Origin of the sequence: Shinella zoogloeoides, from assembly GCF_020883495.1 — a bacterium.
Classification (GTDB): domain Bacteria; phylum Pseudomonadota; class Alphaproteobacteria; order Rhizobiales; family Rhizobiaceae; genus Shinella; species Shinella zoogloeoides.
Genome location: NZ_CP086610.1, coordinates 2,102,066 through 2,122,517, shown reverse-complemented (window position 1 = coordinate 2,122,517; position 20,452 = coordinate 2,102,066). Strand labels below are relative to the sequence as shown.

Annotated in this window: 19 protein-coding genes and 1 other RNA gene; 11 read left to right on the top strand and 9 right to left on the bottom strand. The window is 64.8% G+C overall.

Annotated features, from left to right (window positions below; translation table 11 throughout):
• Nucleotides 1-906: a methylenetetrahydrofolate reductase [NAD(P)H] gene (gene metF / locus K8M09_RS10605; protein WP_160786047.1), complete on the top strand. Its 906-nt coding sequence runs from the start codon at nucleotides 1-3 to the stop codon at nucleotides 904-906.
• A 480-nt stretch (nucleotides 907-1,386) separates the two neighbouring features.
• Here the strand turns inward: metF and K8M09_RS10600 are convergent, their stop codons facing one another.
• The 4 genes from K8M09_RS10600 to K8M09_RS10585 form a co-directional block, all read right to left on the bottom strand.
• Nucleotides 1,387-2,316, bottom strand: coding sequence for a DMT family transporter (locus K8M09_RS10600; protein WP_160786046.1), 930 nt, complete (start codon nucleotides 2,314-2,316; stop codon nucleotides 1,387-1,389).
• Nucleotides 2,317-2,429: 113 nt separating this feature from the next.
• A complete protein-coding gene (locus tag K8M09_RS10595) occupies nucleotides 2,430-3,632 on the bottom strand; it encodes a lytic murein transglycosylase (protein ID WP_160786045.1) in 1,203 nt (400 codons plus the stop codon).
• 131 nt (nucleotides 3,633-3,763) lie between these two features.
• Complete coding sequence (locus tag K8M09_RS10590) at nucleotides 3,764-4,546, bottom strand: glycoside hydrolase family 25 protein (protein WP_160786044.1); 783 nt, start codon at nucleotides 4,544-4,546, stop codon at nucleotides 3,764-3,766.
• 157 nt (nucleotides 4,547-4,703) lie between these two features.
• On the bottom strand, nucleotides 4,704-5,369 hold the full coding sequence (locus K8M09_RS10585; protein WP_160786043.1) for an outer membrane protein: 666 nt from the start codon (nucleotides 5,367-5,369) through the stop codon (nucleotides 4,704-4,706).
• 230 nt (nucleotides 5,370-5,599) lie between these two features.
• Here K8M09_RS10585 and K8M09_RS10580 point away from each other — a divergent pair, with 230 nt between their 5' ends.
• Nucleotides 5,600-7,159, top strand: coding sequence for a putative bifunctional diguanylate cyclase/phosphodiesterase (locus K8M09_RS10580; RefSeq protein ID WP_229341817.1), 1,560 nt, complete (start codon nucleotides 5,600-5,602; stop codon nucleotides 7,157-7,159).
• A 67-nt stretch (nucleotides 7,160-7,226) separates the two neighbouring features.
• Nucleotides 7,227-8,624 (top strand): serine hydrolase domain-containing protein, encoded by a 1,398-nt coding sequence (locus tag K8M09_RS10575; RefSeq protein ID WP_160786041.1) that lies wholly within the window; start codon nucleotides 7,227-7,229, stop codon nucleotides 8,622-8,624.
• Here the strand turns inward: K8M09_RS10575 and K8M09_RS10570 are convergent.
• Entirely contained in the window at nucleotides 8,609-9,010 is a 402-nt protein-coding gene (locus K8M09_RS10570) for a ketosteroid isomerase-related protein (RefSeq protein ID WP_160786040.1), read from the bottom strand. The two genes, K8M09_RS10575 and K8M09_RS10570, sit on opposite strands and share 16 nt — an antisense overlap.
• A gap of 81 nt (nucleotides 9,011-9,091) precedes the next feature.
• Here K8M09_RS10570 and K8M09_RS10565 point away from each other — a divergent pair, with 81 nt between their 5' ends.
• The gene (locus K8M09_RS10565) at nucleotides 9,092-9,679 is read left to right on the top strand and encodes a GNAT family N-acetyltransferase (protein WP_160786039.1); all 588 of its coding nucleotides are present in this window, start codon (nucleotides 9,092-9,094) and stop codon (nucleotides 9,677-9,679) included.
• Between the two features lie 174 nt (nucleotides 9,680-9,853).
• Here the strand turns inward: K8M09_RS10565 and K8M09_RS10560 are convergent, their stop codons facing one another.
• The 3 genes from K8M09_RS10560 to K8M09_RS10550 form a co-directional block, all read right to left on the bottom strand.
• On the bottom strand, nucleotides 9,854-10,792 hold the full coding sequence (locus K8M09_RS10560; RefSeq protein WP_160786038.1) for a lytic transglycosylase domain-containing protein: 939 nt from the start codon (nucleotides 10,790-10,792) through the stop codon (nucleotides 9,854-9,856).
• A 131-nt stretch (nucleotides 10,793-10,923) separates the two neighbouring features.
• Nucleotides 10,924-11,553, bottom strand: coding sequence for a LysE family translocator (locus K8M09_RS10555; RefSeq protein ID WP_160786037.1), 630 nt, complete (start codon nucleotides 11,551-11,553; stop codon nucleotides 10,924-10,926).
• A gap of 72 nt (nucleotides 11,554-11,625) precedes the next feature.
• Complete coding sequence (locus K8M09_RS10550; RefSeq protein ID WP_160786036.1) at nucleotides 11,626-12,840, bottom strand: pyrophosphate--fructose-6-phosphate 1-phosphotransferase; 1,215 nt, start codon at nucleotides 12,838-12,840, stop codon at nucleotides 11,626-11,628.
• Nucleotides 12,841-13,080: 240 nt separating this feature from the next.
• On the opposite strand from K8M09_RS10550, the gene K8M09_RS10545 reads away from it, so the two are divergent.
• From K8M09_RS10545 to rnpB, 5 genes are all read left to right on the top strand, one after another.
• Nucleotides 13,081-13,821, top strand: a complete 741-nt coding sequence (locus tag K8M09_RS10545) for a TerB family tellurite resistance protein (protein ID WP_160786035.1) — start codon at nucleotides 13,081-13,083, stop codon at nucleotides 13,819-13,821.
• Nucleotides 13,818-14,582 carry a peptidoglycan recognition protein family protein gene (locus K8M09_RS10540; protein WP_160786034.1) on the top strand — a complete coding sequence of 255 codons (765 nt, stop codon included), beginning with the start codon at nucleotides 13,818-13,820 and terminating at the stop codon, nucleotides 14,580-14,582. The genes K8M09_RS10545 and K8M09_RS10540 overlap by 4 nt, the downstream gene beginning before the upstream one ends.
• A gap of 224 nt (nucleotides 14,583-14,806) precedes the next feature.
• Nucleotides 14,807-15,463, top strand: coding sequence for a lytic transglycosylase domain-containing protein (locus tag K8M09_RS10535; RefSeq protein ID WP_229341815.1), 657 nt, complete (start codon nucleotides 14,807-14,809; stop codon nucleotides 15,461-15,463).
• A gap of 65 nt (nucleotides 15,464-15,528) precedes the next feature.
• Nucleotides 15,529-16,710, top strand: coding sequence for an NAD(P)/FAD-dependent oxidoreductase (locus K8M09_RS10530; RefSeq protein ID WP_160786033.1), 1,182 nt, complete (start codon nucleotides 15,529-15,531; stop codon nucleotides 16,708-16,710).
• 41 nt (nucleotides 16,711-16,751) lie between these two features.
• Nucleotides 16,752-17,147: RNase P RNA component class A (rnpB, locus tag K8M09_RS10525), an RNA gene on the top strand.
• A gap of 29 nt (nucleotides 17,148-17,176) precedes the next feature.
• On the opposite strand, the gene K8M09_RS10520 is transcribed toward rnpB, so the two are convergent.
• Complete coding sequence (locus K8M09_RS10520) at nucleotides 17,177-18,427, bottom strand: glycosyltransferase (protein ID WP_160786032.1); 1,251 nt, start codon at nucleotides 18,425-18,427, stop codon at nucleotides 17,177-17,179.
• 541 nt (nucleotides 18,428-18,968) lie between these two features.
• On the opposite strand from K8M09_RS10520, the gene mraZ reads away from it, so the two are divergent.
• Complete coding sequence (gene mraZ, locus K8M09_RS10515) at nucleotides 18,969-19,409, top strand: division/cell wall cluster transcriptional repressor MraZ (protein ID WP_160786031.1); 441 nt, start codon at nucleotides 18,969-18,971, stop codon at nucleotides 19,407-19,409.
• Between the two features lie 14 nt (nucleotides 19,410-19,423).
• Nucleotides 19,424-20,449 (top strand): 16S rRNA (cytosine(1402)-N(4))-methyltransferase RsmH, encoded by a 1,026-nt coding sequence (rsmH, locus tag K8M09_RS10510; protein WP_160786030.1) that lies wholly within the window; start codon nucleotides 19,424-19,426, stop codon nucleotides 20,447-20,449.
• Nucleotides 20,450-20,452: the final 3 nt, after the last annotated feature.

The following is a 20,452-nucleotide window of genomic DNA, read 5'->3' as shown; positions in this document are numbered from 1 at the left end:
ATGAACCCGGCGACCGCCAGCCCAGCCCGCAAGGATATCCGCCTGTCCTTCGAATTCTTCCCGCCGAAATCGGCGGAGGCCGAAGGCCAGCTCTGGGAAACGGCCGCCGAGCTTTCGGCCTATCGGCCCGGCTTCATGTCCGTCACCTATGGCGCGGGCGGCTCCACCAAGGCGCCGACGCTGGCGACGGTGCGCCACCTCCTCGACATGGGGCTGCCCGCCGCCTCGCATCTGACCTGCGTCGGGGCGACGAAGGAGGAGGTCCATGCCGTCGTCGCGGAATTCCAGGCGGTCGGCGTGAAGCATTTCGTGGCCTTGCGCGGCGATCCGCCGGGCGGCGTCGGCGCGGCCTACCAGCCGCATCCGGGCGGCTATGCCAATGCGGCCGAACTGGTCGCGGGCCTGCGCACCCTTGCCGATTTCGAACTGTCCGTTTCCGCCTATCCGGAAAAGCATCCGCAAAGCCCCGATGTCGCCGCCGATATCGACATGCTGAAGCGCAAGGTGGATGCGGGCGCGACGCGCGCGCTGACGCAGTTCTTCTTCGAGAACGACGATTACGAGCGCTATCTGGAGCGGGTGCGCAAGGCGGGCATCGCGATCCCGGTCGTGCCGGGCATCCTGCCGGTGCACAATCTCTCGCAGGTGCAGAAGTTTGCCGGCCTTTGCGGCGCTTCCGTGCCGGGATGGCTCGCCGAGCGTCTGGCGCCGTTCGACGACCGGCCGCAGGAGCGCGCCGCTGTCGCGGTGGAGCTTGCCGTCCGTCAGGTGGAAGATCTCATCGCCCGCGGCGTGGGCGAGTTCCATTTCTATACGATGAACCGGGCCACGCTGGTTTCGGCCGTCTGTGACGGCGTCGGCTTTGCGAAGATCGCGCCGAACCACACGGCGGGCGCGGCGGCCTGAAGACATTGCCTGCCCGAAACGAAAATGCATGGCGCCGTTTCCGGGGCCATGCATTTTTCTTGAATAGTCTGGGCAGGGTTATTGGTCTTTTTCCCTGACCCTTCTGCTTCGCTTTGGTCGCCTTAGATGAAGATCATCGTTGCGACGAAGAGGAACGCTGCACTGATCATCAGAACATTCAAGGAATGTGTGAGTCCCATGGCTGACCTCCTTGCGTTGACGGGTCGATACTACGACCGAAAAAAGCGGCTTGGAAAGGTGTTTTGTTGCTGCGTTGCAACATCCGGCCGTCCAGGGACGGTTATTCACAGTGCTAAGCCGCTGATTTTTCTCCTCTATCGTATGCGCCACAAAAAATTCACAATCCCTACCAAATGACGAATGCCGGCATTGTGCATTTACCAGTGTGGCGAAAGCCGGGCGTTTCCGACGCGCCCGACTGTCCCGAAACGGGCGTCCGGGCGCTTTGTTCCAGCCGGATCAGCGGGCGCGGAAGCGGGCGAAGGCGCGCCCGTCCAGCACCACGAGACCGAGCAGCACCAGCGCCATGCCGACAATGCCGAGCGGCGTCAGCCGTTCGCCGAGGAAGAGCATGCCGGCGACGATCGCGCTTGGCGGCACCAGCAGGGTGACGAGCGAGGTATTGGTGGCGCCGGCGGCGGCCATGATCCGGAAGAAGAGGATGTAGCCGTAGGCGGTCGAGAGCAGCGCCAGCGCAAGGACGGCGAGCATGGCCGGCAGCGGGGGCAGGGCAAGCTGCCAGGGCGAATCGAGGCTCAGCGAGACGGGCAGCATCAGCAGCGTCGAGGCGGTGAGCTGGCCGGCGGCGATGACCGGCGGGGCGGTGCCCCGGAAACGCTTGCCGTAGGTCGCGGCAAAACCGTAGGAGACGGCGGCGAGCACCGGCAGGATCACGGCCCAGAGCGGCGGCCCGCCGTCGCCGGTGAAGGGGGCGAGGGCGCGCGGGCCGATCAGCACGGCGGTGCCGACGAGGCCGATCAGGCAGCCGGCGATCTTTTCCGGCGAGAGTTTTTCGTCCGTGGTCATCCGGTTGGCGATGAGCACGGTGAAGATCGGCGTCGTGGCGTTGAGAATGGAGGCGAGGCCCGCGCCGATCTGCGTCTGGCCGAGGAAGATCAGCATATGCGGCACGGCGTTGTTGAGGAGGCCGAGCAGCAGGAATTCGCGCCAGCGGGCGCGCAGCGTCGCGTAGATGCCGAAGCGGCCGGCGACATAGATGTGGAGCGCAAGCGCCGCGATGCCGACGCGCAGCAGCACGAGCGTGGCGGGCGGCACATGCGCGACGGCCACGCGTGCGAAGAAGAACGAGCCGCCCCAGATCATGCCGAGCAATGCGAGCAGGCCCCAGGTGCCGGCGCTCATGCGTGTGGGCGCTACCGTCTGTTCCATGGATTTTCCCTTGCAAAACGAAAACGGCGCATGTCCGGTTCGACCGGGCATGCGCCGCGTCAGGTCAGGGGAAACCTATAACATCCGGGTGACCGGCGGCCACCCGATTTCGATCAGAGCGCGGAGAGCAGCGCCTGCGTCGCCCAGCCGTCGGCGGGAAGGCCGAGGCGAAGCTGTTCCTTCTGGATCGCCGCGCGCGTGCCCGAGCCGAGGATGCCGTCGATCTTGCCGACATCGTGGCCGAGTGTCTGCAGCTTCGTCTGGAGCTGTTTCATGCCCTCTTCGGAAAGGCCTTCCTCCGGGTTGCCGCGCTCATAGGGCGGCGCGCCGGCAAGGCGCGTGGCGAAGTAGGCGGCAGACGTGGTGTAGATGAAGGACTGGTTCCATTCGAGATAGATGTTGAAGTTCGGATAGGTGATGAAGGCCGGTCCCTTGCGGCCCTGCGGCAGCACGAGGGAGGCTTCGAGATTGCCGAAAGAGGTGTTGCCGTCGCGCGGCTTGACGCCGAGGGCGAACCAGTCGGCCGCCGTCATGCCCGGCTGCAGGCCGGTCTTCTCGAAGGGCAGCACGTCCGGCACGGAGACTTCCTGAATCCAGGGCTGGCCCTTGGTGAAGCCGAGATGCTGGATGAACTTGGCGGCGGTCAGGATGGCGTCCGCAGCGCTCTGCTTGACGTTCACATGGCCGTCGCCGTCGCCATCGACGCCGAATTCGATGATGTCCTTCGGCAGCATCTGCACCTGGCCGATCTCGCCGGCCCAGGCGCCGGTCGTGCCGTTCGGGTCGAGGTCGCCATGGCCGACCATCTCGATGGCGGCGAGAAGCTGCTTGCGGAAGAGTTCCGGGCGGCGGCAATCGTGCGAGAGCGTCACGAGGGCGTTGCGGGTGTTGAAATCGCCCTGTACCGCGCCGAAGTCGGTCTCCATGGCCCAGAAGGCGGCGATGATCGGACCGGGAACGCCGAATTCCTGCTCGGCGCGGGCGAAGACCGGGGCGAGCTCCTTCAGTTTCTTGCGGCCGATATCGAGGCGGGCCTGGCTGACCGTGCGCTTGGAGAATTCGAGGAAGGTCTGGCGGAAGACGCCCTGTGCGCGGTCGCGCGACAGCACCTTCTGGTCGATGGCCGCGCCGGCGAGCGCCCGGTCGACCACGTCGGCGGAAACGCCGCGCGCGATCGCTTCGGCCTTCACGCCGTCCAGAAAGGCCTTGAAATCGCCGCCGCAGGCCGGCGCCGCCGCTGTCTGGGCGTGCGCGCCGCCCGCCAGAAGAAACGCCGTGAGGCCTGCCGCAAGTGTCGTCTTCAGGTTCTGCCGCATCCGAATGCTCCTTGGGTCCGTCGCCCTGTCATCTGAGGTTGTCCGGCTGTCTCAGATGAATGTGACGGAAGCAAGAAGAAAACCGCAACCGCGGCGTGCCGCCCGTCTTTATCGGGCGACTGTTGCAGCCGTCAGCGTGAAACGGAGGCGACCCACTGGTTCCAGTTCTTCGCCGAACCGGCAAAGACGTTGATGTCGGTATTCGTCGCCACGCCGGGCACGACGCCCGTGGAGGTATATTGCCAGAAGGCCCACTTGCGCGCCGGGTAGATGTTTTCCGGGTGCTCGGCGACCGCGCGCAGCCAGAATGGGTAGCCGTCGAAATAGCCGACGAGGTTGTCGCGGTGGAAATCGACCGTCGTGTAGATGATCGGGCGCTTGCCGTAGTGCGCCTCGAGGCGGTCCATGAAGCGCTTGAGGGCCGTGCGCACCTCGTCGGCGGGCGGGCGGGTCTTGCAGGTGGGCGAATCGGGGTTCCACTCGGCGTCCAGCACCGGGGGCAGCAGCACGGCCTCCTTCGGCACATTGGCGATGAACCAGTCGGCCTGCGCATCCGCCGTCGAGCAGAAGTAATAGAAGTGGTAGGGGGCATGGGCGACGCCGGCGGCCTTGGCGCCCCGCCAGTATTCGGCAAAGCGGCTGTCGATGCGGTCGGTGCCCTCGGTCGCCTTCAGGAAGGCGAAGGAGACGCCGCCTTTCTTGACCGCCGGCCAGTCGATATCGCCGTTCCACTTGGACACGTCGATGCCGTGGACCTGATGCCTGTGCGGATTGCGCGCGCCGAAATCCTGCGGGTCCTTGTCCTCGAAGCGCGGCGGGACCGAGGCGGTGGTGACCCCAAGGTCGTAGCTGGAGGTGGAGCAGGACGTCGCGAAGAGGGCGAGGGGCAGGAGAACCGGAATGAGCCGACGCATGGAGGTTCCGTTGTTGCGCGTTTACCAATCCTGCCTCGAATGGACCGGGCCGTAAAGGGGAGCGCGCGAGACGGGTTCTCGACCTATCGCGTATTTTCGTAAAATTACGGTTAGCGGAGCGTTAAGCCGGGACGGCGGCACCGTCCCGGCTTCGCGGTCAGAATTTCATGCTCACGCCGACCATGATGGAGTGCGAATCGACATCGCCATCGACCCCGGCGAGGCCGAAGACGTCGGACTTGCTGTAGTCGCTGTAGCGGTATTCGATCCGGCCCGCCACGGTGTCGGTGAAGGCGTGCTCGACGCCCGCGCCGATGGTCCAGCCGTGCAGGGTCTCGCCGTCGCTCGCGCCGGTGGTTACGTTCTCCAGCTTGGCGTGGGTGAAGGCATAGCCGCCCGTGCCGTAGATCAGGGTCCGGTCGATGGCGTAGCCGAGACGGGCGCGGACGGAGCCGCCCCAGGTGGTTTCCGTATCGATCGTGCCGGCGCCGGTCGCGAAGCGCTCGTCGTTGAAGTCGTGCTTGACGTCGGCCTCGACGCCGTAGACCCAGCCGTCGTTGAAGATGTTGTAGCCCGCATAGGCGCCGAGCGCGAACCCGTTCAGGTCGCGGTCGATGGAGGTCGTGCCGTCGGAGTAATCGACCCCGGTGAAGGCGTAGCCGGCATTCACGCCGACATAGAAGCCGCCCCAGTCGTAGACGCCCGACACCTCGGTGATGGGGGCCTCCATGGGCGGTTCGGTGACGGTCATGTCTGCCGCCAGAGCCGGCAATGCGCTTGCGCCCGCAAGCAGACCGGCGGCGGCGAGGATCATCGATTTCATGTCATGTCCTTCCCACTCGATAGTCGCGCGAAGCCCCACGCACGAATGACAACAAGGGCAGGAACGCGCGAGCCGCGCCAAGGTTCCCGGGAAAAGAAGACCCCCTGAATCTTGGGGGCCAAACGCCAACGCACTCTTAAGACTCTGTCATTCTTTGTTGGCTAGAACATCGTGAGGCCGATGGGGCCAGTGCTCACCCTGTTGTCATGATAACAACGGTTTAGGGTTACATGATGTTGAAAACCTTGTTGCCGAGGATCGAGCAGCGCTATGCGCTGGCAGGATCGGTCTTCGGAACCTTCCTTCCCGCGATCTGCCTTGCCGCCGATCAGCTCCTGCGCGAGCCGGAGCAGGCGAGCCTCTTCGGCTTTTCCGCGCCGGCGGCCACCGCGCTCGCTCTCATGCCCGTCTTCTTCGGCGTCGGTTTCTACCAGATCGGCCGTTCGAAGGCGCAGCTCATCGACGAGATCAGCCAGCGCCGGCAGACCGAGCAGCGGCTGACGCACGACGCCCATCACGACCGGCTGACCGGACTTGCCAACCGCTATTGCCTCGAGCGCGACATCCAGGCTCGCGTGGAGGCGAGGGGGGAGCACCGGCCGGCGCTCCTTCTCATCGACCTCGACCGTTTCAAGTTCGTCAACGACAGCCTCGGCCATGATGTGGGCGACCAGCTTCTGGCCGCCATCGCCGACCGGCTGACCCGGGCGCTGCCCGCGCCGGCGCGCGTCTACCGCCTCGGCGGCGATGAATTCGTCGTGGGCATCCCGGGCCGTCCTTCCCAGGGCAAGGCGGAAGACGTTTGCCGCACCATCTGCGGCCTGTTCGAAGCGCCGTTCGAGCTGAAGCGCCATCGCGTGGCGAGCGGCTGCAGTATCGGCGTCACTTTCCTGGAAGCGGGCGACACGACCATGTCGGAACTGCTCAAGCGCGCCGACGTCGCCCTTTATGAGGCCAAGGCGGTGCAGGGCAGCAGCTTCCGCTTCTTCGACGCGGCCCTTGCCGCCGACATGCAGGCGCGCGCGGACGTCGAGCGCGATCTGGCGCGCGCGGTCGCGGCGGGCGAATTCTTCCTGGAATACCAGCCGATCGTTGGCGTCGAGAGCCGTTCCGTGCGCGCCTTCGAAGCGCTCATACGCTGGCGGCATCCGGTGAAGGGCGTGATCAACCCGGAAGTCTTCATTCCGGCCGCGGAGAAGACCGGCCTCATCCTGCCGCTCGGCGACTGGGTGATGCGCGAGGCCTGCCGCGAGGCGGCCCGCTGGCCCGCGCCGGCGGGCGTGGCGGTCAATGTGGTGGGCGACCAGTTCAAGGACTGCGCCTTCGTCGATCATGTGAAGGCCTGTCTTGCCGAAACGGGCCTTGCACCCGGACGCCTCACCATCGAGGTCAAGGAATCCGTCCTGTCGGCGGACCGGGCGGCGATCCGCGAGACGCTCGGCAAGCTGCGCGCCCATGGCGTGCGCGTCGCGCTGGACGACTTCGGCGTCGGCTTCTCCTCGATCGACAACCTGCGCGCTTTCCCCATTGACCAGCTCAAGATCGACCGCTCCTTCGCGCGGGCTATGATGGAGAACAAGCGCGAGGCCGAGATCGTCGATATCATCCTGAAACTGGGCCAGACCTTCCAGGTGACGACGACGGTGGAGGGCATCGAGTCCGAAGGGCAACTGGATTTCATCCGCCAGCGGGGCGCGTCGGAAGCGCAGGGCTACCTGATTTCCGGGCCGGTCGCCGCAGCCGATGTCATAGCCCTCCTTGCGCGGCCGGAGATCAGGCTTTCGGCCTGAGACACAAAAAGGCCTTCTCACGACGATCAAATCCTGCTTGTCTCGCAGGCGTAAGGAGAGGGCCGCGATGGGACGATTCTACAGGCTGGCCGCCTGGCCGCTTTCCCTGCTCGTTCTCGTCATCCTGGTGGGGGCGAGCTGGATCATCGTATCGCCGCCGTCGCTGCTGAGCGTCGGGTCCGGCTATGCGGCCAAGATCGTCTGCTCGAACGTCTTCATCGCCGGGCGCGATCCCCAGCAGGTGCTGGCGCTGGACGTGCAGGCCCCCGGCCATCCGCTGCTGCGCCTGATGCGGCAGAATGTCGATCTTTCGGAAAAGACGGTCACGACCCATCTGCTGGGCGTCTTCGCGCCAGGCCATGCGGTGTGGAACGAGGGGTTCGGTTGCTCGACCGTGCCGGATGGTGATTTCCGCGCGGCGCGGCAGGCGGTGTCGGATGTACCGCTGCCGGCGATCTCGAAGGGCGATCCGGCCGTCCTCTGGCCCGCCGGCGAGGCCGTGACGCCGGACCCGCGGATTTCGGCGCTGCTGGCCGATCCCGCGCTTACCGGCCCGGGCATGCGGGCCGTCGTCGTCGTGCATGACGGCCGCATCGTCGCCGAGGCCTATGGCGAGGGCTTTGCCGCCGAAACGCCGCTGCTCGGCTGGTCGATGGCCAAGTCGGTCAATGCCGCGCTTCTCGGCCGGGTGTTCCAGGCCGGCGGCCTTTCGCCGCGCGCGGACAATCTCTTTGTGGAATGGCGCGGCGATGCGCGTTCGCGGATCACGCTCGCGCAGTTGCTCGCCATGGAGAGCGGGCTTGCCTTCAATGAGGGCTATGGCGGGGTTGCGGATGTCACGCGCATGCTGTTCCTCGAGCCGGACATGACGCGCTTCGTGCTGTCCCTGCCGCTCGAGGTGAGGCCGGGTGAGAGATTCAATTATTCCAGCGGTACCGCGGTGCTACTTTCGCGCCTCTGGATGGAAGCGCTCGGCGGCCGGGTGCAGGCGCTTTCCTTCCCGGCCAAGGCGCTGTTCGGGCCGCTCGGCATGGCGAGCGCGGTGATGGAGACGGACGAGACCGGCATCTTCGTCGGCTCGTCCTACATGTATGCGACGGCGCGCGACTGGGCGCGCTTCTCGCTGCTGCTTTTGAACGACGGGGTCTGGAACGGCGTGCGGCTGTTGCCGGAAGGGTTCGTGACGGCCATGGCGACGCCGAGCGCGGCATCCGGCGGCGCCTATAGCCAAATGCAGACCTGGACGAAGGGGCCGGGCGACAAGAGCGATGCCGATTACGGCCTGCCTGCCGGCACCTTCTGGATGCGCGGGCATGACGGTCAGTCGGCCGCCATCGTTCCCGCGCGCGGGCTGGCGGTGATCCGTCTGGGGCTGACGCCGTCGAAACTCGACTACCGGCCCCAGACGCTGATCAGGCGCATTCTCGACGTGCTGGACGCGGCAGAGGCTCAGGCGCCGACCTGAGCGATCCAGTCGTTGAGATTGTAGGTGTTGGAGATACGGGCGACCTTGCCTTCGCGGATCTCGAAGAAGGCGCCGGCCGGCAGGACATAGGTCTGGCCGTTCGCTTCCGGCAGGCCCTCGTCGGAGGCGAGGTACTGGCCGTTGACGACGAATTCGGCCGAGCCGCGCGTGCCGTCGTCGTTGGACATGATGACGATATCCGTCAGCGTCTCGCGGTAGCAGCGGTTCATATGCGCCATGAAATCGCGGAAGGCATCCTTGCCGACCTGGCGACCGCCCTGGTTGATGTCGTGGATGACATCGTCGTGCAAGAGATCGAAGAAGGCCTCCATGTCCTGCCTGTTGAAAGCATCGTAATAGGCGCGGATCGTCTCTTTTGCTGGCATGTCATCCCTCATATCGTTGTGCCGGGCCGAAGCCCGTTCGCGTTATAGCATTGTTCAAGCCTTTGGGAACATTTACGGATCATGCAGATCAGGATCGTCCACGGCAAGGCCGTCACGCCGCATATCGCCGATCTCGCGCGCCTGCGCACCGACGTCTTCCGCGCCTTCCCCTATCTCTACGAGGGCAGCGAGGACTACGAAGCTTCCTATCTCGCGACCTATGCGCAATCGCCCGAAAGCCTGTTCGTGCTGGCGCTGGACGGGGAGCGGATCGTCGGCGCCTCGACGGGCGTGCCGATGCCCGATGCCTCCGAGGTTTTCAGGACGCCGTTCGTCGACGCCGGCATCGATCCGGCAAAGGTCTTCTATTTCGGGGAATCCGTGCTTCTGCCGGCCTATCGGGGCAGGGGCCTCGGCGTGCGCTTCTTCGAGGAGCGCGAGGCCTATGCGCGGCGGCTCGACCGCTTCGACTGGTGCGCCTTCTGCGCCGTGGAACGTCCGAAGGATCATCCCTTGCGCCCGGCCGGCTATGTGCCGCTGGACGATTTCTGGGGCAGGCGCGGTTATGTGCATCGCGCGGACCTGCGCACGATGCTGGCCTGGCAGGATATCGATGAAGAGGGTGAAAGCGAAAAGCCGATGTCGTTCTGGCTGAAAGCGACGCGGTAAGGGCCCCTCATCCCGCTGCCGCGACCTTCTCCCCGCACGCGGGGAGAAGGGAGATGTCGCTATGCCTTACATCCCCAAGACGCTGCTATTTTCAGGAAATCGGTTCGAGGCTCGCCTTCGCCCCGCAGGCGGGGAGAAGATGCCGGCAGGCGGATGGCGGCCAATTGCGCGAACTTACCGCAGCCCGGTCTCGTCCAGCAGGCCCTTGCGCTTGGCATGGTAATAGTAGCCGGCGGCGTAAAGCTGCACCGCGCCGTCGTTCTTGTCGTCCGCGACCATCCATGCGCCGCGCAGATACTTGCCGGCATATTTGATGTTCGTCTCGGCGTCGAACAGGCCTTCCGCCGGGCCTTCGTAGCCCATGCTCTTGGCCGTCGAATACTTGATCTGCATCAGGCCATAGTGGCCACGGTTGAAGGCCCGGGGATTGTAGGTGCTTTCGCGCCGCACGACACGGTGCAGCAGCGATTCCGGAATGCCGTAGAGGGCGGCGTATTTGGTGATCAGGGCGTCGATCGGCGTGCCGGACTTCTTGAACGGCTGCTCGGCCTGCGGCACCTTCAGGCGCGTCTCGGTCGTCAGGACGGCGTTGCTGATCATCGCGGGCTTGGCCATCGGCACGATCTTGTGGGTGGCGACGAGCTGTTCGAGGCCTTCCGGCTCGCCCGTGTCGAAGCCCGGTTCCATGACGGAGACGCCGATGACGGTGTCGTAGGCTTGCGGCATGCCGGCAACGGCGGTGACGCCATTGCCCGTATTGCCGGCAAGCGCGGCGGTGGCCGCGGCCGCGCCCGTTTCTGCCCTGGCTTCGGCAAGGGCGGAGACCGGAACCGCGGCTGCATCGCCCGCGACCGCGACGGCAATTGGCGTCGGCAGGGCGGCGGGCGTGTTTTCCGTGCCGGGCTTGGCGACGGGAAGGGCGGCGTAGGCGACTTCCGTGGTCGCGCCGTCGGCTGCGGCGATATCCGTCGTCGTGGTGGTCGAGGCGGGCGTCACGGTCTTGGCCGTCACCGCATCTTCGGCAACGCTGGCGCAGCCCGCAAGCGTCGCAAGAAGGCCTGCACAGGCAAGCGCGGCAACGCGTGCCGGACGGGAAACGGGGGTATCAGCCATGGTGTCGCTCTCGGTTTGCCGGGGTTCAGGGGCGCCGGAACGCCCCCGCTTTTGCAAATCAATCGGCCGTGGCCGTGCCCCGCTCATAGCCGATCAGGCCGTAAGCGGCAACCCGTAGACCTCGCGATGCGTCATGCCGTCGCCCGTTTGAGGCCCGCCGTCAGCAGTCCCGCGCCGATCAGAAGCGTTCCGCCGGTGCGGTTCACGACCTTCTGGACCGTGGGGTTGCGGATGGTTTTGCGGGCCGCGGAGGCAAGCAGGGCATAGGAGAAGGCGTTCAGCGTGGCGAGCACGAGGAAGGTCGCCTCGAAGATCACCATCTGCGGCAGCATCGGCCGGGAGAGGTCGAGGAACTGCGGCAGGAAGGCGACGAAGAAGACGATGCTCTTGGGGTTCAGCGCCGTCACGACATAGGCATGGGCGAAGATGCGGAAGGGCCTTTCCTCCGCCGGGGCCTCGCCCTCCGCGCCGATCGTGGCTGGCGCGCGCCAGAGCTTAATGCCGAGCCAGACGAGATAGGCCGCGCCCACCCATTTCAGCACGGTGAAGATGGCCGCCGAGGTGGCGAGCAATGCGCCGAGGCCGAGCATGGAGGCGGTCATCGCGGTGAAGTCGCCGAGCGCGACGCCCGCGACGGTGGCCCCCGCCGTGCGCCGGCCATGGCTGAGCGCATAGGAGATGACGAGGAGGATCGTCGGACCCGGAATGGCGAGCATGACGGCGGATGCGGCGGCGAAGGCAAGCCAATGGTCGAAGGACATGAAAACTCCCCGGATCGGTGTTCGATCCGGGGAGCAAGCCATCGCAAATTTTTGCCGTCAAGCGGGATCTGATCAGGCCGCCGGCTTCCACTTCTGGCCGATGGCGTCCATCACCTCGCCGAACCACTTGGCGGAGGTGTCGAAGTGCTTGCCGCCCTTGATGCGCGGGAACTCGATGGTGCGCAGCTTGCCGCCCTGGCCCTCGTCGTGGCCGGTGACGCCTGAGACCTTGTTGAGCGCGCTTTCGACGGCAAGGTCGGTCATGCTCTGGATGAGGCGCAGGTCGTCGCGGTTGGCCGGGGCGGAGCGGGCATAGTAGCCCGACTTCTGCACCATGGCGCGCTCGGCGCCGAGCAGGGCGGCGAACTGTTTGGAGAACCAGTTGCCGACATTGATCGTGTCGATCTTCACATGGCCGAAGGCGTCGCGCTTGACGGTTTCGCCGGAGGCTTCCCGCTCGGCGACGATGGCGTCGAGGCACGCGCCTTCCGAAACGAACAGCGTGACGAAGCCGGCGCGGTCCATGATCGCCCTCAGGCGCTCGGCCTCGGCTTCGAGGTTGAAGTCCAGCTCCGGCAGGTAGAGGCCGTCGATGTTTTTGAGCTGCTTGTTCATCATGAAGCCGTCGACATAGTCGTTGCCGCTGGTCTTCTGGATATAGGCGCGGGCCGTGGCGGCGGTGAGCCAGCCGCAATGGCGGCCCATGACCTCATGCACGACGAGCGTCTTCGGCGCTGCGCTCTGCTCGTTGCTGACATGGTCGAAGAAGCCGGCGCCGACTTCGGCGGCCGTCCATGCCCCGAGCGACTGGCGGATCGGCACGACGTCGTTGTCGACCGTCTTCGGCAGGCCGACGACGGTGAGGTTGTAGCCGTTGGCGCCGAGATAGGCGGCAAGGTCGGCCGCCGTCGTGTTGGTGTCGTCGCCGCCGATGGTGTGCAGGATGGTGATGCCGTCCTTGGCGAGCCGCTCGGCGGCCACGCGCAGCGGGTTCTCGCCTTCCTTGACGAGGCCGCGCTTCACGCAGTCGGCGGCGTTCGTCAGCTTCACGCGGCTGTTGCCGATGGGCGAGCCGCCATAACGATGGAGTAGGGGCGCTTTCTCGCGCATGTCCTTCGTGATCTCGATCCGGTCGGCAAGCAGCAGGCCCTGATAGCCGGAGCGGTAGGCGACCAGCTCGATTTCCGGCGCGACGTCGCTGTAGCGTTCGATAAGGCCCCCGACAGCGGACGACAGGCAGGGCGCGAGCCCGCCGGCGGTCAGCATTGCGACTTTCTGCTTGGCCATGTTTCCTCCTCGGCTTCAGCACGTCTCGATAGGTGCGCGTTGTCTAAACCATAATCCCCCGCAGGGGAACGGCGCGGCGAACTTATCCGCAGTCCATGACGGATTGTCTTCTATGCCGGGCCGGCGAAAATCCATGCACCGGAAAATTCGATGCCTCCACTTAATGAGGGGCATCAAAATTTTGTCATCCAGCCATTTCCTGCCTTGCTTTCCCTGCAATTGTCTGATCAAGATCACCTTATGTTCCAGAATTCGCCGAGTTGCTTCATCAGTGCCGTATGGGATCGCCTTGTCGGCATGGTCTCCGATGCCGCCAGCAACGTGCTGTCCGGCGTGGTCGAGGCTGTGCGGACGCTTTTCGAGGGCGATCCGGAAACGCGCCGGCAGGTTGCCTTTTCCGTCGCGATGATCGCGCTTTCCGCCAAGATGGCGAAGGCGGACGGTATCGTCACGACCGCCGAGGTCGATGCCTTCAAGGACATCTTCAAGTATCCCGACAACCAGGCGGCCAATGTCGCCCGGCTGTATAACCTCGCGCGGCAGGACGTTGCCGGCTACGAGGCCTATGCGGAGAAGATGAAGGCGCTCTGCGTCTCCTGCGAAAAGAACTGCCCGATCCTCGAGGATATCGTCGACGGCCTGTTCCACATCGCCAAGGCGGATGGGCTGATTCACGAGAACGAGATGGCGTTCCTGTCGCGCGTCGCGGAAATCTTCGGCATGGCCGAGGAGCGCTTCGAGCAGATCACGGCGCGTCACGTCCATATCAGCGGCCGCGACCCCTACAAGGTGCTGGGCGTCAAGCCGAGCGACGATTTCGCCGAGATTCGCAAGCGCTACCGGGTGCTTGCGTCGGAGAACCATCCTGATACGCTGGTGGCGCGTGGCGTGCCGGCCGAGTTCCATCAGATCGCGAACGACCGCATGGCCGCGCTCAACGCTGCCTATGAGGCGATCGAGAAGGAACGCTGCGCCGCATGAGCGCATTCACATGTGACTATTCCGGCGCGACCGCCGCGCCGTCGCCGAATTTCGGCGAGAGGGCGGGCGGGCGCTCGCCCGACATCATCCTCCTGCATTATACCGGCATGGAAACGGCGGAAGGCGCGCTGAAATGGCTTTGCGCGCCCGAAAGCCAGGTCTCCTGTCATTACTTCGTGCATGAGGACGGGCGCGTGGAGCAGCTCGTGCGCGAGGCGGATCGCGCCTGGCACGCCGGCAAGAGCTTCTGGCAGGGCGAGACCGACATCAATTCGGCCTCCATCGGCATCGAGATCGCCAATCCCGGCCATCCCGGCGGGCTGCCGGATTTCCCGGATGCGCAGGTCCGCGCGGTCGTCGAACTTTGTCTCGATTGTGGCGGAAGGTGGGGGATAGCCCCCGAAAGGGTGCTCGCGCACAGCGATGTGGCCCCCATTCGCAAGGTCGATCCGGGTGAAAAATTCCCCTGGGCGCGCCTCCATGCGGCAGGCGTCGGACATTGGGTGGAGCCGTCCGCGATTACCGGCGGGCGCTTCTTCCAGAGGGGGGATGCCGGCCAGCCGGTCGAGGCGCTGCAGAGCATGCTGTCGCTCTATGGCTATGGTGTTGAAATCGATGGGATTTATTCGGAAAGGACCGAGGGGGCGGTGGCTGCCTTCCAGCGTCATTTCCGGACCGAGCGGGTCGACGGCATCGCCGATTTTTCGACCATCGACACGCTGCACCGGCTGCTGTCCGCCCTGCCGCGACTGGTGGCTTGAAAGCCCTTTCGAATATTCGAATATTACGGTCTGTAACAGAAGTTTACCGTTTCGCCACATCCTGACCCGATTGGGGATGTTCTTTCCGGTTGCGTTCGTTGCAGCGCAGCATGCGGTCAGGGCCTGACCGCACCCAACAAGGATCGAGACGTTTGCGCAAGGTGCGCGGCCTCTGACGCCGCCGCCAAGGCTCTGCCTTTGCGCCTTTTGGAGACTGGAAATAGATGAGAAGACTTCTTGCTGCCCTCAGCGCGGCCTGCCTTTGCGCGTCCGTTTTTTCCGCCGGCATGGCGCATGCGGCGTCCGGCGACTACCGGGGACCTGCCGTGAAGACCGCCAAGGCGGAAAAGGCCGAAGCCGAAGGCAAGGAGAAACCGCGCAAGGTTTCGAGCAAGCGCGGCAAGCGCAAGGCGACCACCGACAGGGACGAGGTCGTCGTCGGCCAGTTGAAGACCTTCAAGAGCACGACCGGCTATCCGCAGGCCGACAATCCGCTGAAGACGGGCGTGAAGGCGGCCGGTTATTCCAGCCTCATCCAGACCTATGCGAAGACCTACGGCGTTCCGGTGGATCTTGCCCATGCGGTCGTTCGCGTCGAAAGCAATTTCAATCCGAGTGCCCGCGGCAGCGCCGGTGAAATCGGCCTCATGCAGATCAAGCCGGCGACGGCGCGCATGATGGGCTATCGCGGCAGCGCCAAGGGGCTGTTCGACCCGGAAACCAACATCAAGTTCGGCATGAAGTACCTCGCCATGGCTCATGACCTTGGCGGCGGCACGACCTGCGGCACCATCCTCAAATACAATGCCGGCCATGGCGCCAAGCGCATGAACCCGGTTTCCAAGCGCTATTGCGGCAAGGTGCAGAGCTATATCGATTGATGGAATGCCCGGCTGAAATCGGCCTGCCGCCATGCTATGCCGTCTTCGAAAGGTGAGGGTGGAGCATGGTTCAGCATTTCGATTTCGTCGTCGTGGGCAGGGGCATGATGGGTGCGGCCGCCGCGCGGCATCTTGCGAAGACGGAGGCCTCGGTGGCGCTCGTCGGACGGGGCGAGCCGGCGGACTGGAAGACGCATGACGGCGTCTTCTCCAGCCACTACGACAGCGGGCGCATCACCCGCACCATCGACGGAGATCCCGACTGGGCGCTGCTCGCCAACCGCTCCATCGCCCGCTATCGCCAGATCGAGGCGGAGAGCGGCATCGCCTTCTACGGCGAGACCGGCTGCCTGATCAGCGGCCCCGCCGGCAGCGATTTCGTCCGCTCCGTCGAGGATGTCGCAAGGTGCTACGCGCTCGATGCGCCCTCGCTCGACAGGGCTGCGCTGCACGCACGGTTCCCGTGGTTCGCCCTGCCGGAAACTTCCGCCGGGGTCTTCGAGGCGAGGGGGGCGGGTTATGTCGACCCCCGCAAGCTCGTCGCCGCACAGGTCGCGGCGATGGAGAAGGCCGGCGGGATTTCGGTCCTCGACGATGCGCTTTCGGTCACGGATGCCGGCGACCGGGCGTCCGTCTCGCTGAAGTCCGGCGGTTCGGTGACGGGCGGGCGCGTGCTGGTGGCGACCGGCGGTTTTTCGCGCGCGCCGGGGCTGCTGCCGAAAGTGCCTGCGCTCGTCGTCAAGGCGCGCACCGTCCTGCTGGCGCAGTTGAAGCCGGCGCAGGTGGCGGCCTATCGGGGCATGCCTTCATGGATCGACGAGAGCGCCGATCCTTCCGATCACTTCTATTTCCTTCCGCCCATCACCTACCCGGACGGCAAGACCTATCTGAAGATCGGCGGCGACCCGACCGAGGTGGCGATAGAGGACGAGCAGGCGATCCGCGACTGGTTCCGCGGGGAGGGCAGGCCCGAGGCCATCGTCCATCTCAAGCGACTGCTTGCCCGGTCGCTGCCCGATCTCGACCCGGTGCGCCTCGTCTCCATTCCCTGTGTCACGACCTATACCGTGCATGGCTATCCCTATGCTGGCTTCGTGGAGGGTGAGCGCATCGCGCTTCTGACCGGCGGCAACGGCGCGGCGGCCAAGAGTTCGGACGAGATCGGCCGCATCGGTGCGGACCTGGTGATTCGCGGCCGGCTCGACGAACCGGACTATGCGACCGATTTCGCCGTTCATTTTCGCTGAGGCTCTGGTGTTTCGGCCCGCCATGGGCTAGTCACCCCCTGCCAGTTGGCCGGGCAGCCGCGCCTTGCAAGTGCCGAAAGGCCGCAGGGTGAGGAAAGTCCGGGCTCCACGGAAACACGGTGCCGGATAACGTCCGGCGGGGGCGACCCCAGGGAAAGTGCCACAGAAAGCAAACCGCCTTCCTTGGAAGGTAAGGGTGAAAGGGTGGGGTAAGAGCCCACCGCGGCCATGGCGACATGGGCGGCACGGTAAACCCCACCGGGAGCAAAACCGAATAGGGATGACGCGGGCCGCGCAAGCGGTCCAGCCTGTTTCCGGGCCGGTCATCCGGGTGGGTTGCAAGAGGCCGGGCGCAAGTCCGGTCCCAGATGAATGGCTGCCACGTTCCGGTGAAAGCCGGAGCCATACAGAACCCGGCTTACAGGCCAACTGGCAAATTCTCTCTACGCCGTCCGGGCGAGGGCGGTCATTCCGGCCCGATAACCTGTTCCACGGTATTCCGGACATGCCGGTTGAATGCGGCGACGGAGTAGTTTTCCCGGTAGTATTCCACGGCTGCAGCCTCGCGCGTGTGCCGCGCCTGCGGGTCGTCGAGCAGGCTCGCGATCGTCTCGGCGGTTCTCGCCGGGTCGTTTTCGACGGCGGCGATGGTCTGGACGGAGGAGACATCGGCAAGGCCGTCGAAGGCATGATCCGGGCCGACCGGCACGCGGCCGTAGGCAAGCGCCTCCAGAACCTTGATCTTGGTGCCGCCGCCCCAGGTTATGGGGGCGGCCACCAGGGCCGCCTTTTCGTATTCCGCGCGCAGATCGTCGACAAAGCCCAGTGGGCGGACATTCGGTAGCGCGCGCCATTCCCGCGCCAGCGCTTCCGGGGTGTCGCCGCTTATGCGAAGCTCCGCTTCGGGCATGCGTTCGAAAAGCAGCGGCCAAACGCTGCGTAGGAACCACTTCATGCCGTCGGAATTCTGTGAGCGGCTCCATTGGCCGACCGCAAAGAGGGTCTTCGAAGCCCGGTCAGACCTGGCCAGAGGAGTGATCGATTCGCCGGCTTTCGCCAGGGGCAGGTTCGGCAGGGTCGTGACGTTCGGGCGCGCGAGCATCGCCGTGTCCGCCTCGGATGCGAGCCAGACGTGATCGGCCCTTTCAAGAAGCCGGTCTCCGAGAGCCTGCGAGCCTTGAAGATAGCGGTGCAGGAAAACGCGCAAGGGAAGATTATGGGCAGGCGTTGCGCGGATCTGTGCGATGGTGCGGCTCGGCTCCCAATCGTCGGCATCGACGATGAGGGGCACGCGCAGCTCTTCGAGAAGACCGGCGACTGCCGTCGGGCGGCTCAGGCGGCCGACGACGAGATCGACTTCCCCGCGATCGATCATCTCGCCCATAAGCCGGCGCGCCTCCTTGCTAACCCTGAGACCCGCCGCAGCCATGCCCCGGCCGGCTACGAAGTCGAAGGCCTTGGCGGCATAGGCGCCGACCTTCCCGGTTCCGTGTCCGGGAATCAGGACGGATTTCGAAAGTCGCAGGGTGCCATCGCTAAAGGGCGATTCAGGGATTTTTTGGAGGTCGTGGTCCGCGCCGCGGTAGTTCAGGTAAAAAATGCTGACCTGTCCGCATGTACTCAGTGCATCGAGAAGCAACCTCGATCGTATCCCGCCCCCGCTGCGATCCATCGGGAAGGGCGGGAAGGAAGTAACGAACAGGATTTTCTTCGGCATGGCTTCTCTCTTCTTCTTATGTCGTAATTTCTTGCAATAGTCTCTGTCGTTCGATTTTTCTAACTCCCTCTGGCCGCGCGATGACTGGGTTCATCTCGCATCCTTGTTTGGGAATTCTCCAGGAAACTCACGCGTATACATGAGGTTGACGCGCACCTTCCCTTTCGCCGGCAGCCTGTCTTAACTTCATGTTAACTATTGGAAATTACGGTTAAGAAACTGTTTTTACCAGGAAAACAAACTAACCTCAGAACGTGAATTTTTGCACAACGCAAATACTCACGCCTGTGTGCCTTTGACGGTCCGAGTAAGGGGAATGAGGTTCCTTCCCATTGACGCCCATATGGTCCCATGGTATCCCAAAATCACACTGCACGAGGACGCATGAGCGTCCGATCATCGCAAAGCTTTGAGGCGAACCGTCCGGGGACGGTGTGGCACTTCAGTGCCGCATCGGGGCAGGTTTGCGCGCGTGGTGTTGTGTTGGTAACGCCGGGGGGGGTGCACAGCGCTCCGGCTTTGGAAGCGGCTGTATCGCGTCATGAACCGGTTCCTGTCGAATGCGACGAACAGGGTCGATGCCAAGGGGAGGGTTTCCGTTCCTTCGGCATTCCGCTCCGTGCTGTCGCAACGCGACATCCGGGAACTTTATTGCTTCCAGGATTTCATGTTTCCGGCGATCAGCGTCGGTGGGCTGGATCTGCTCGATCGTTTCGAGCGCCAGATCGCCAGCGAGGATGCGTTTTCGCCGAAGGCCAACGGGATGTCGCTCCTCATTCACGGGGGCGGCGTCTTCATGAAGCTCGATTCGGAGGGGCGCCTGCCGGTCACGGATTTCATCCGGGACTATACGGGCATCACGACGGACGTGACCTTTGTCGGTCGGGCGGATCACTTTCAGCTCTGGGCACCGCAGACATTTCTAGCCACGCAGGCGGCGGCCCGGGAAGAGTTCAGAATGCGAGGTCTGGGCTCGGAATAAGACGGAGAATCGGAATGGCGGCGGATATTGGCAACGGGGTTTCTGATGCCGATGGCGGACCGGTCCGTCACATTCCGGTTCTTCTCTCCGAAGTCCTCGAAGCGCTTGCGCCTGCGCCCGGTCAGGTCATCCTCGACGGCACCTTTGGCGCAGGCGGCTACAGCTCCGCCATCCTTGCTGCCGGTGCCAATGTCATCGGCCTTGACCGCGACCCGACGGCGATCGCCGGCGGGCAGGACCTCGTAAAGTCCTCCGGCGGCCGCCTCACGCTCATTCATTCCCGCTTTTCCGATCTTGGAAATCACGCGCCTGAAGGCGGGCTCGACGGCGTCGTGCTCGATATCGGCGTCTCCTCCATGCAGATCGACGAGGCCGAGCGCGGTTTCTCCTTCCAGAAGAACGGGCCGCTCGACATGCGCATGTCGGCTTCCGGCGTTTCGGCGGCCGATGTGGTGAACCGCGCCAAGGTTTCCGACCTCATCCGCATCTTCGGCTTCCTCGGCGAGGAGAAGCAGGCCGGCCGCATCGCCCGCGCCATCGAGAAGGCGCGCGAGAAGGAGCCCTTCACGACGACGCGCCAGCTTGCCAACCTCATCGAGCTGACCACGCCGCGCAAGGCCAAGGACAAGATCCATCCGGCGACGCGCGTCTTCCAGGCGCTGCGCGTTTTCGTCAACGACGAGCTTGGAGAGCTTGCCGAGGCGCTGCTCGCCGCCGAGCGCGTGCTGAAGCCGGGCGGCCGTCTGGTCATCGTCTCCTTCCACTCGCTGGAAGACCGCATCGTCAAGAAATTCTTCCAGGATCGCTCCGGCAAGGCCGCAGGGTCGCGCCATCTGCCGCAGGTTCACGACAAGGCCGCAACCTTCGCACCAGTCGGGCGCCCTATGGTGGCCGCCAGCGACGAGGAGAGCGCGGTCAATCCGCGCGCCCGATCCGCGAAGCTGAGGGCGGGCGAGCGCACGGGCGCTCCCGCCGGGACGGATGATCTGTCCATTTTCAACCTGCCCAACCTTGCCAGCCTCGAGAAGATGGGAAGCTGAGTG

Bases quoted from the DNA above. Each gene is read 5' to 3' on its own strand.
- K8M09_RS10600 (WP_160786046.1), bottom strand. From the start codon at position 2,316: ATGGAACAGACGGTAGCGCCCACACGCATGAGCGCCGGCACCTGGGGC.
- K8M09_RS10590 (WP_160786044.1), bottom strand. From the start codon at position 4,546: ATGCGTCGGCTCATTCCGGTTCTCCTGCCCCTCGCCCTCTTCGCGACG.
- K8M09_RS10560 (WP_160786038.1), bottom strand. From the start codon at position 10,792: ATGGCTGATACCCCCGTTTCCCGTCCGGCACGCGTTGCCGCGCTTGCC.
- K8M09_RS10555 (WP_160786037.1), bottom strand. From the start codon at position 11,553: ATGTCCTTCGACCATTGGCTTGCCTTCGCCGCCGCATCCGCCGTCATG.
- mraZ (WP_160786031.1), top strand. From the start codon at position 18,969: ATGAACCGGTTCCTGTCGAATGCGACGAACAGGGTCGATGCCAAGGGG.
- K8M09_RS10570 (WP_160786040.1), bottom strand. From the start codon at position 9,010: ATGCCAGCAAAAGAGACGATCCGCGCCTATTACGATGCTTTCAACAGG.
- K8M09_RS10540 (WP_160786034.1), top strand. From the start codon at position 13,818: ATGAGCGCATTCACATGTGACTATTCCGGCGCGACCGCCGCGCCGTCG.
- K8M09_RS10565 (WP_160786039.1), top strand. From the start codon at position 9,092: ATGCAGATCAGGATCGTCCACGGCAAGGCCGTCACGCCGCATATCGCC.
- rsmH (WP_160786030.1), top strand. From the start codon at position 19,424: ATGGCGGCGGATATTGGCAACGGGGTTTCTGATGCCGATGGCGGACCG.
- K8M09_RS10520 (WP_160786032.1), bottom strand. From the start codon at position 18,427: ATGCCGAAGAAAATCCTGTTCGTTACTTCCTTCCCGCCCTTCCCGATG.
- K8M09_RS10530 (WP_160786033.1), top strand. From the start codon at position 15,529: ATGGTTCAGCATTTCGATTTCGTCGTCGTGGGCAGGGGCATGATGGGT.
- K8M09_RS10535 (WP_229341815.1), top strand. From the start codon at position 14,807: ATGAGAAGACTTCTTGCTGCCCTCAGCGCGGCCTGCCTTTGCGCGTCC.
- metF (WP_160786047.1), top strand. From the start codon at position 1: ATGAACCCGGCGACCGCCAGCCCAGCCCGCAAGGATATCCGCCTGTCC.
- K8M09_RS10585 (WP_160786043.1), bottom strand. From the start codon at position 5,369: ATGAAATCGATGATCCTCGCCGCCGCCGGTCTGCTTGCGGGCGCAAGC.
- K8M09_RS10580 (WP_229341817.1), top strand. From the start codon at position 5,600: ATGATGTTGAAAACCTTGTTGCCGAGGATCGAGCAGCGCTATGCGCTG.
- K8M09_RS10575 (WP_160786041.1), top strand. From the start codon at position 7,227: ATGGGACGATTCTACAGGCTGGCCGCCTGGCCGCTTTCCCTGCTCGTT.
- K8M09_RS10595 (WP_160786045.1), bottom strand. From the start codon at position 3,632: ATGCGGCAGAACCTGAAGACGACACTTGCGGCAGGCCTCACGGCGTTT.
- K8M09_RS10545 (WP_160786035.1), top strand. From the start codon at position 13,081: ATGTTCCAGAATTCGCCGAGTTGCTTCATCAGTGCCGTATGGGATCGC.
- K8M09_RS10550 (WP_160786036.1), bottom strand. From the start codon at position 12,840: ATGGCCAAGCAGAAAGTCGCAATGCTGACCGCCGGCGGGCTCGCGCCC.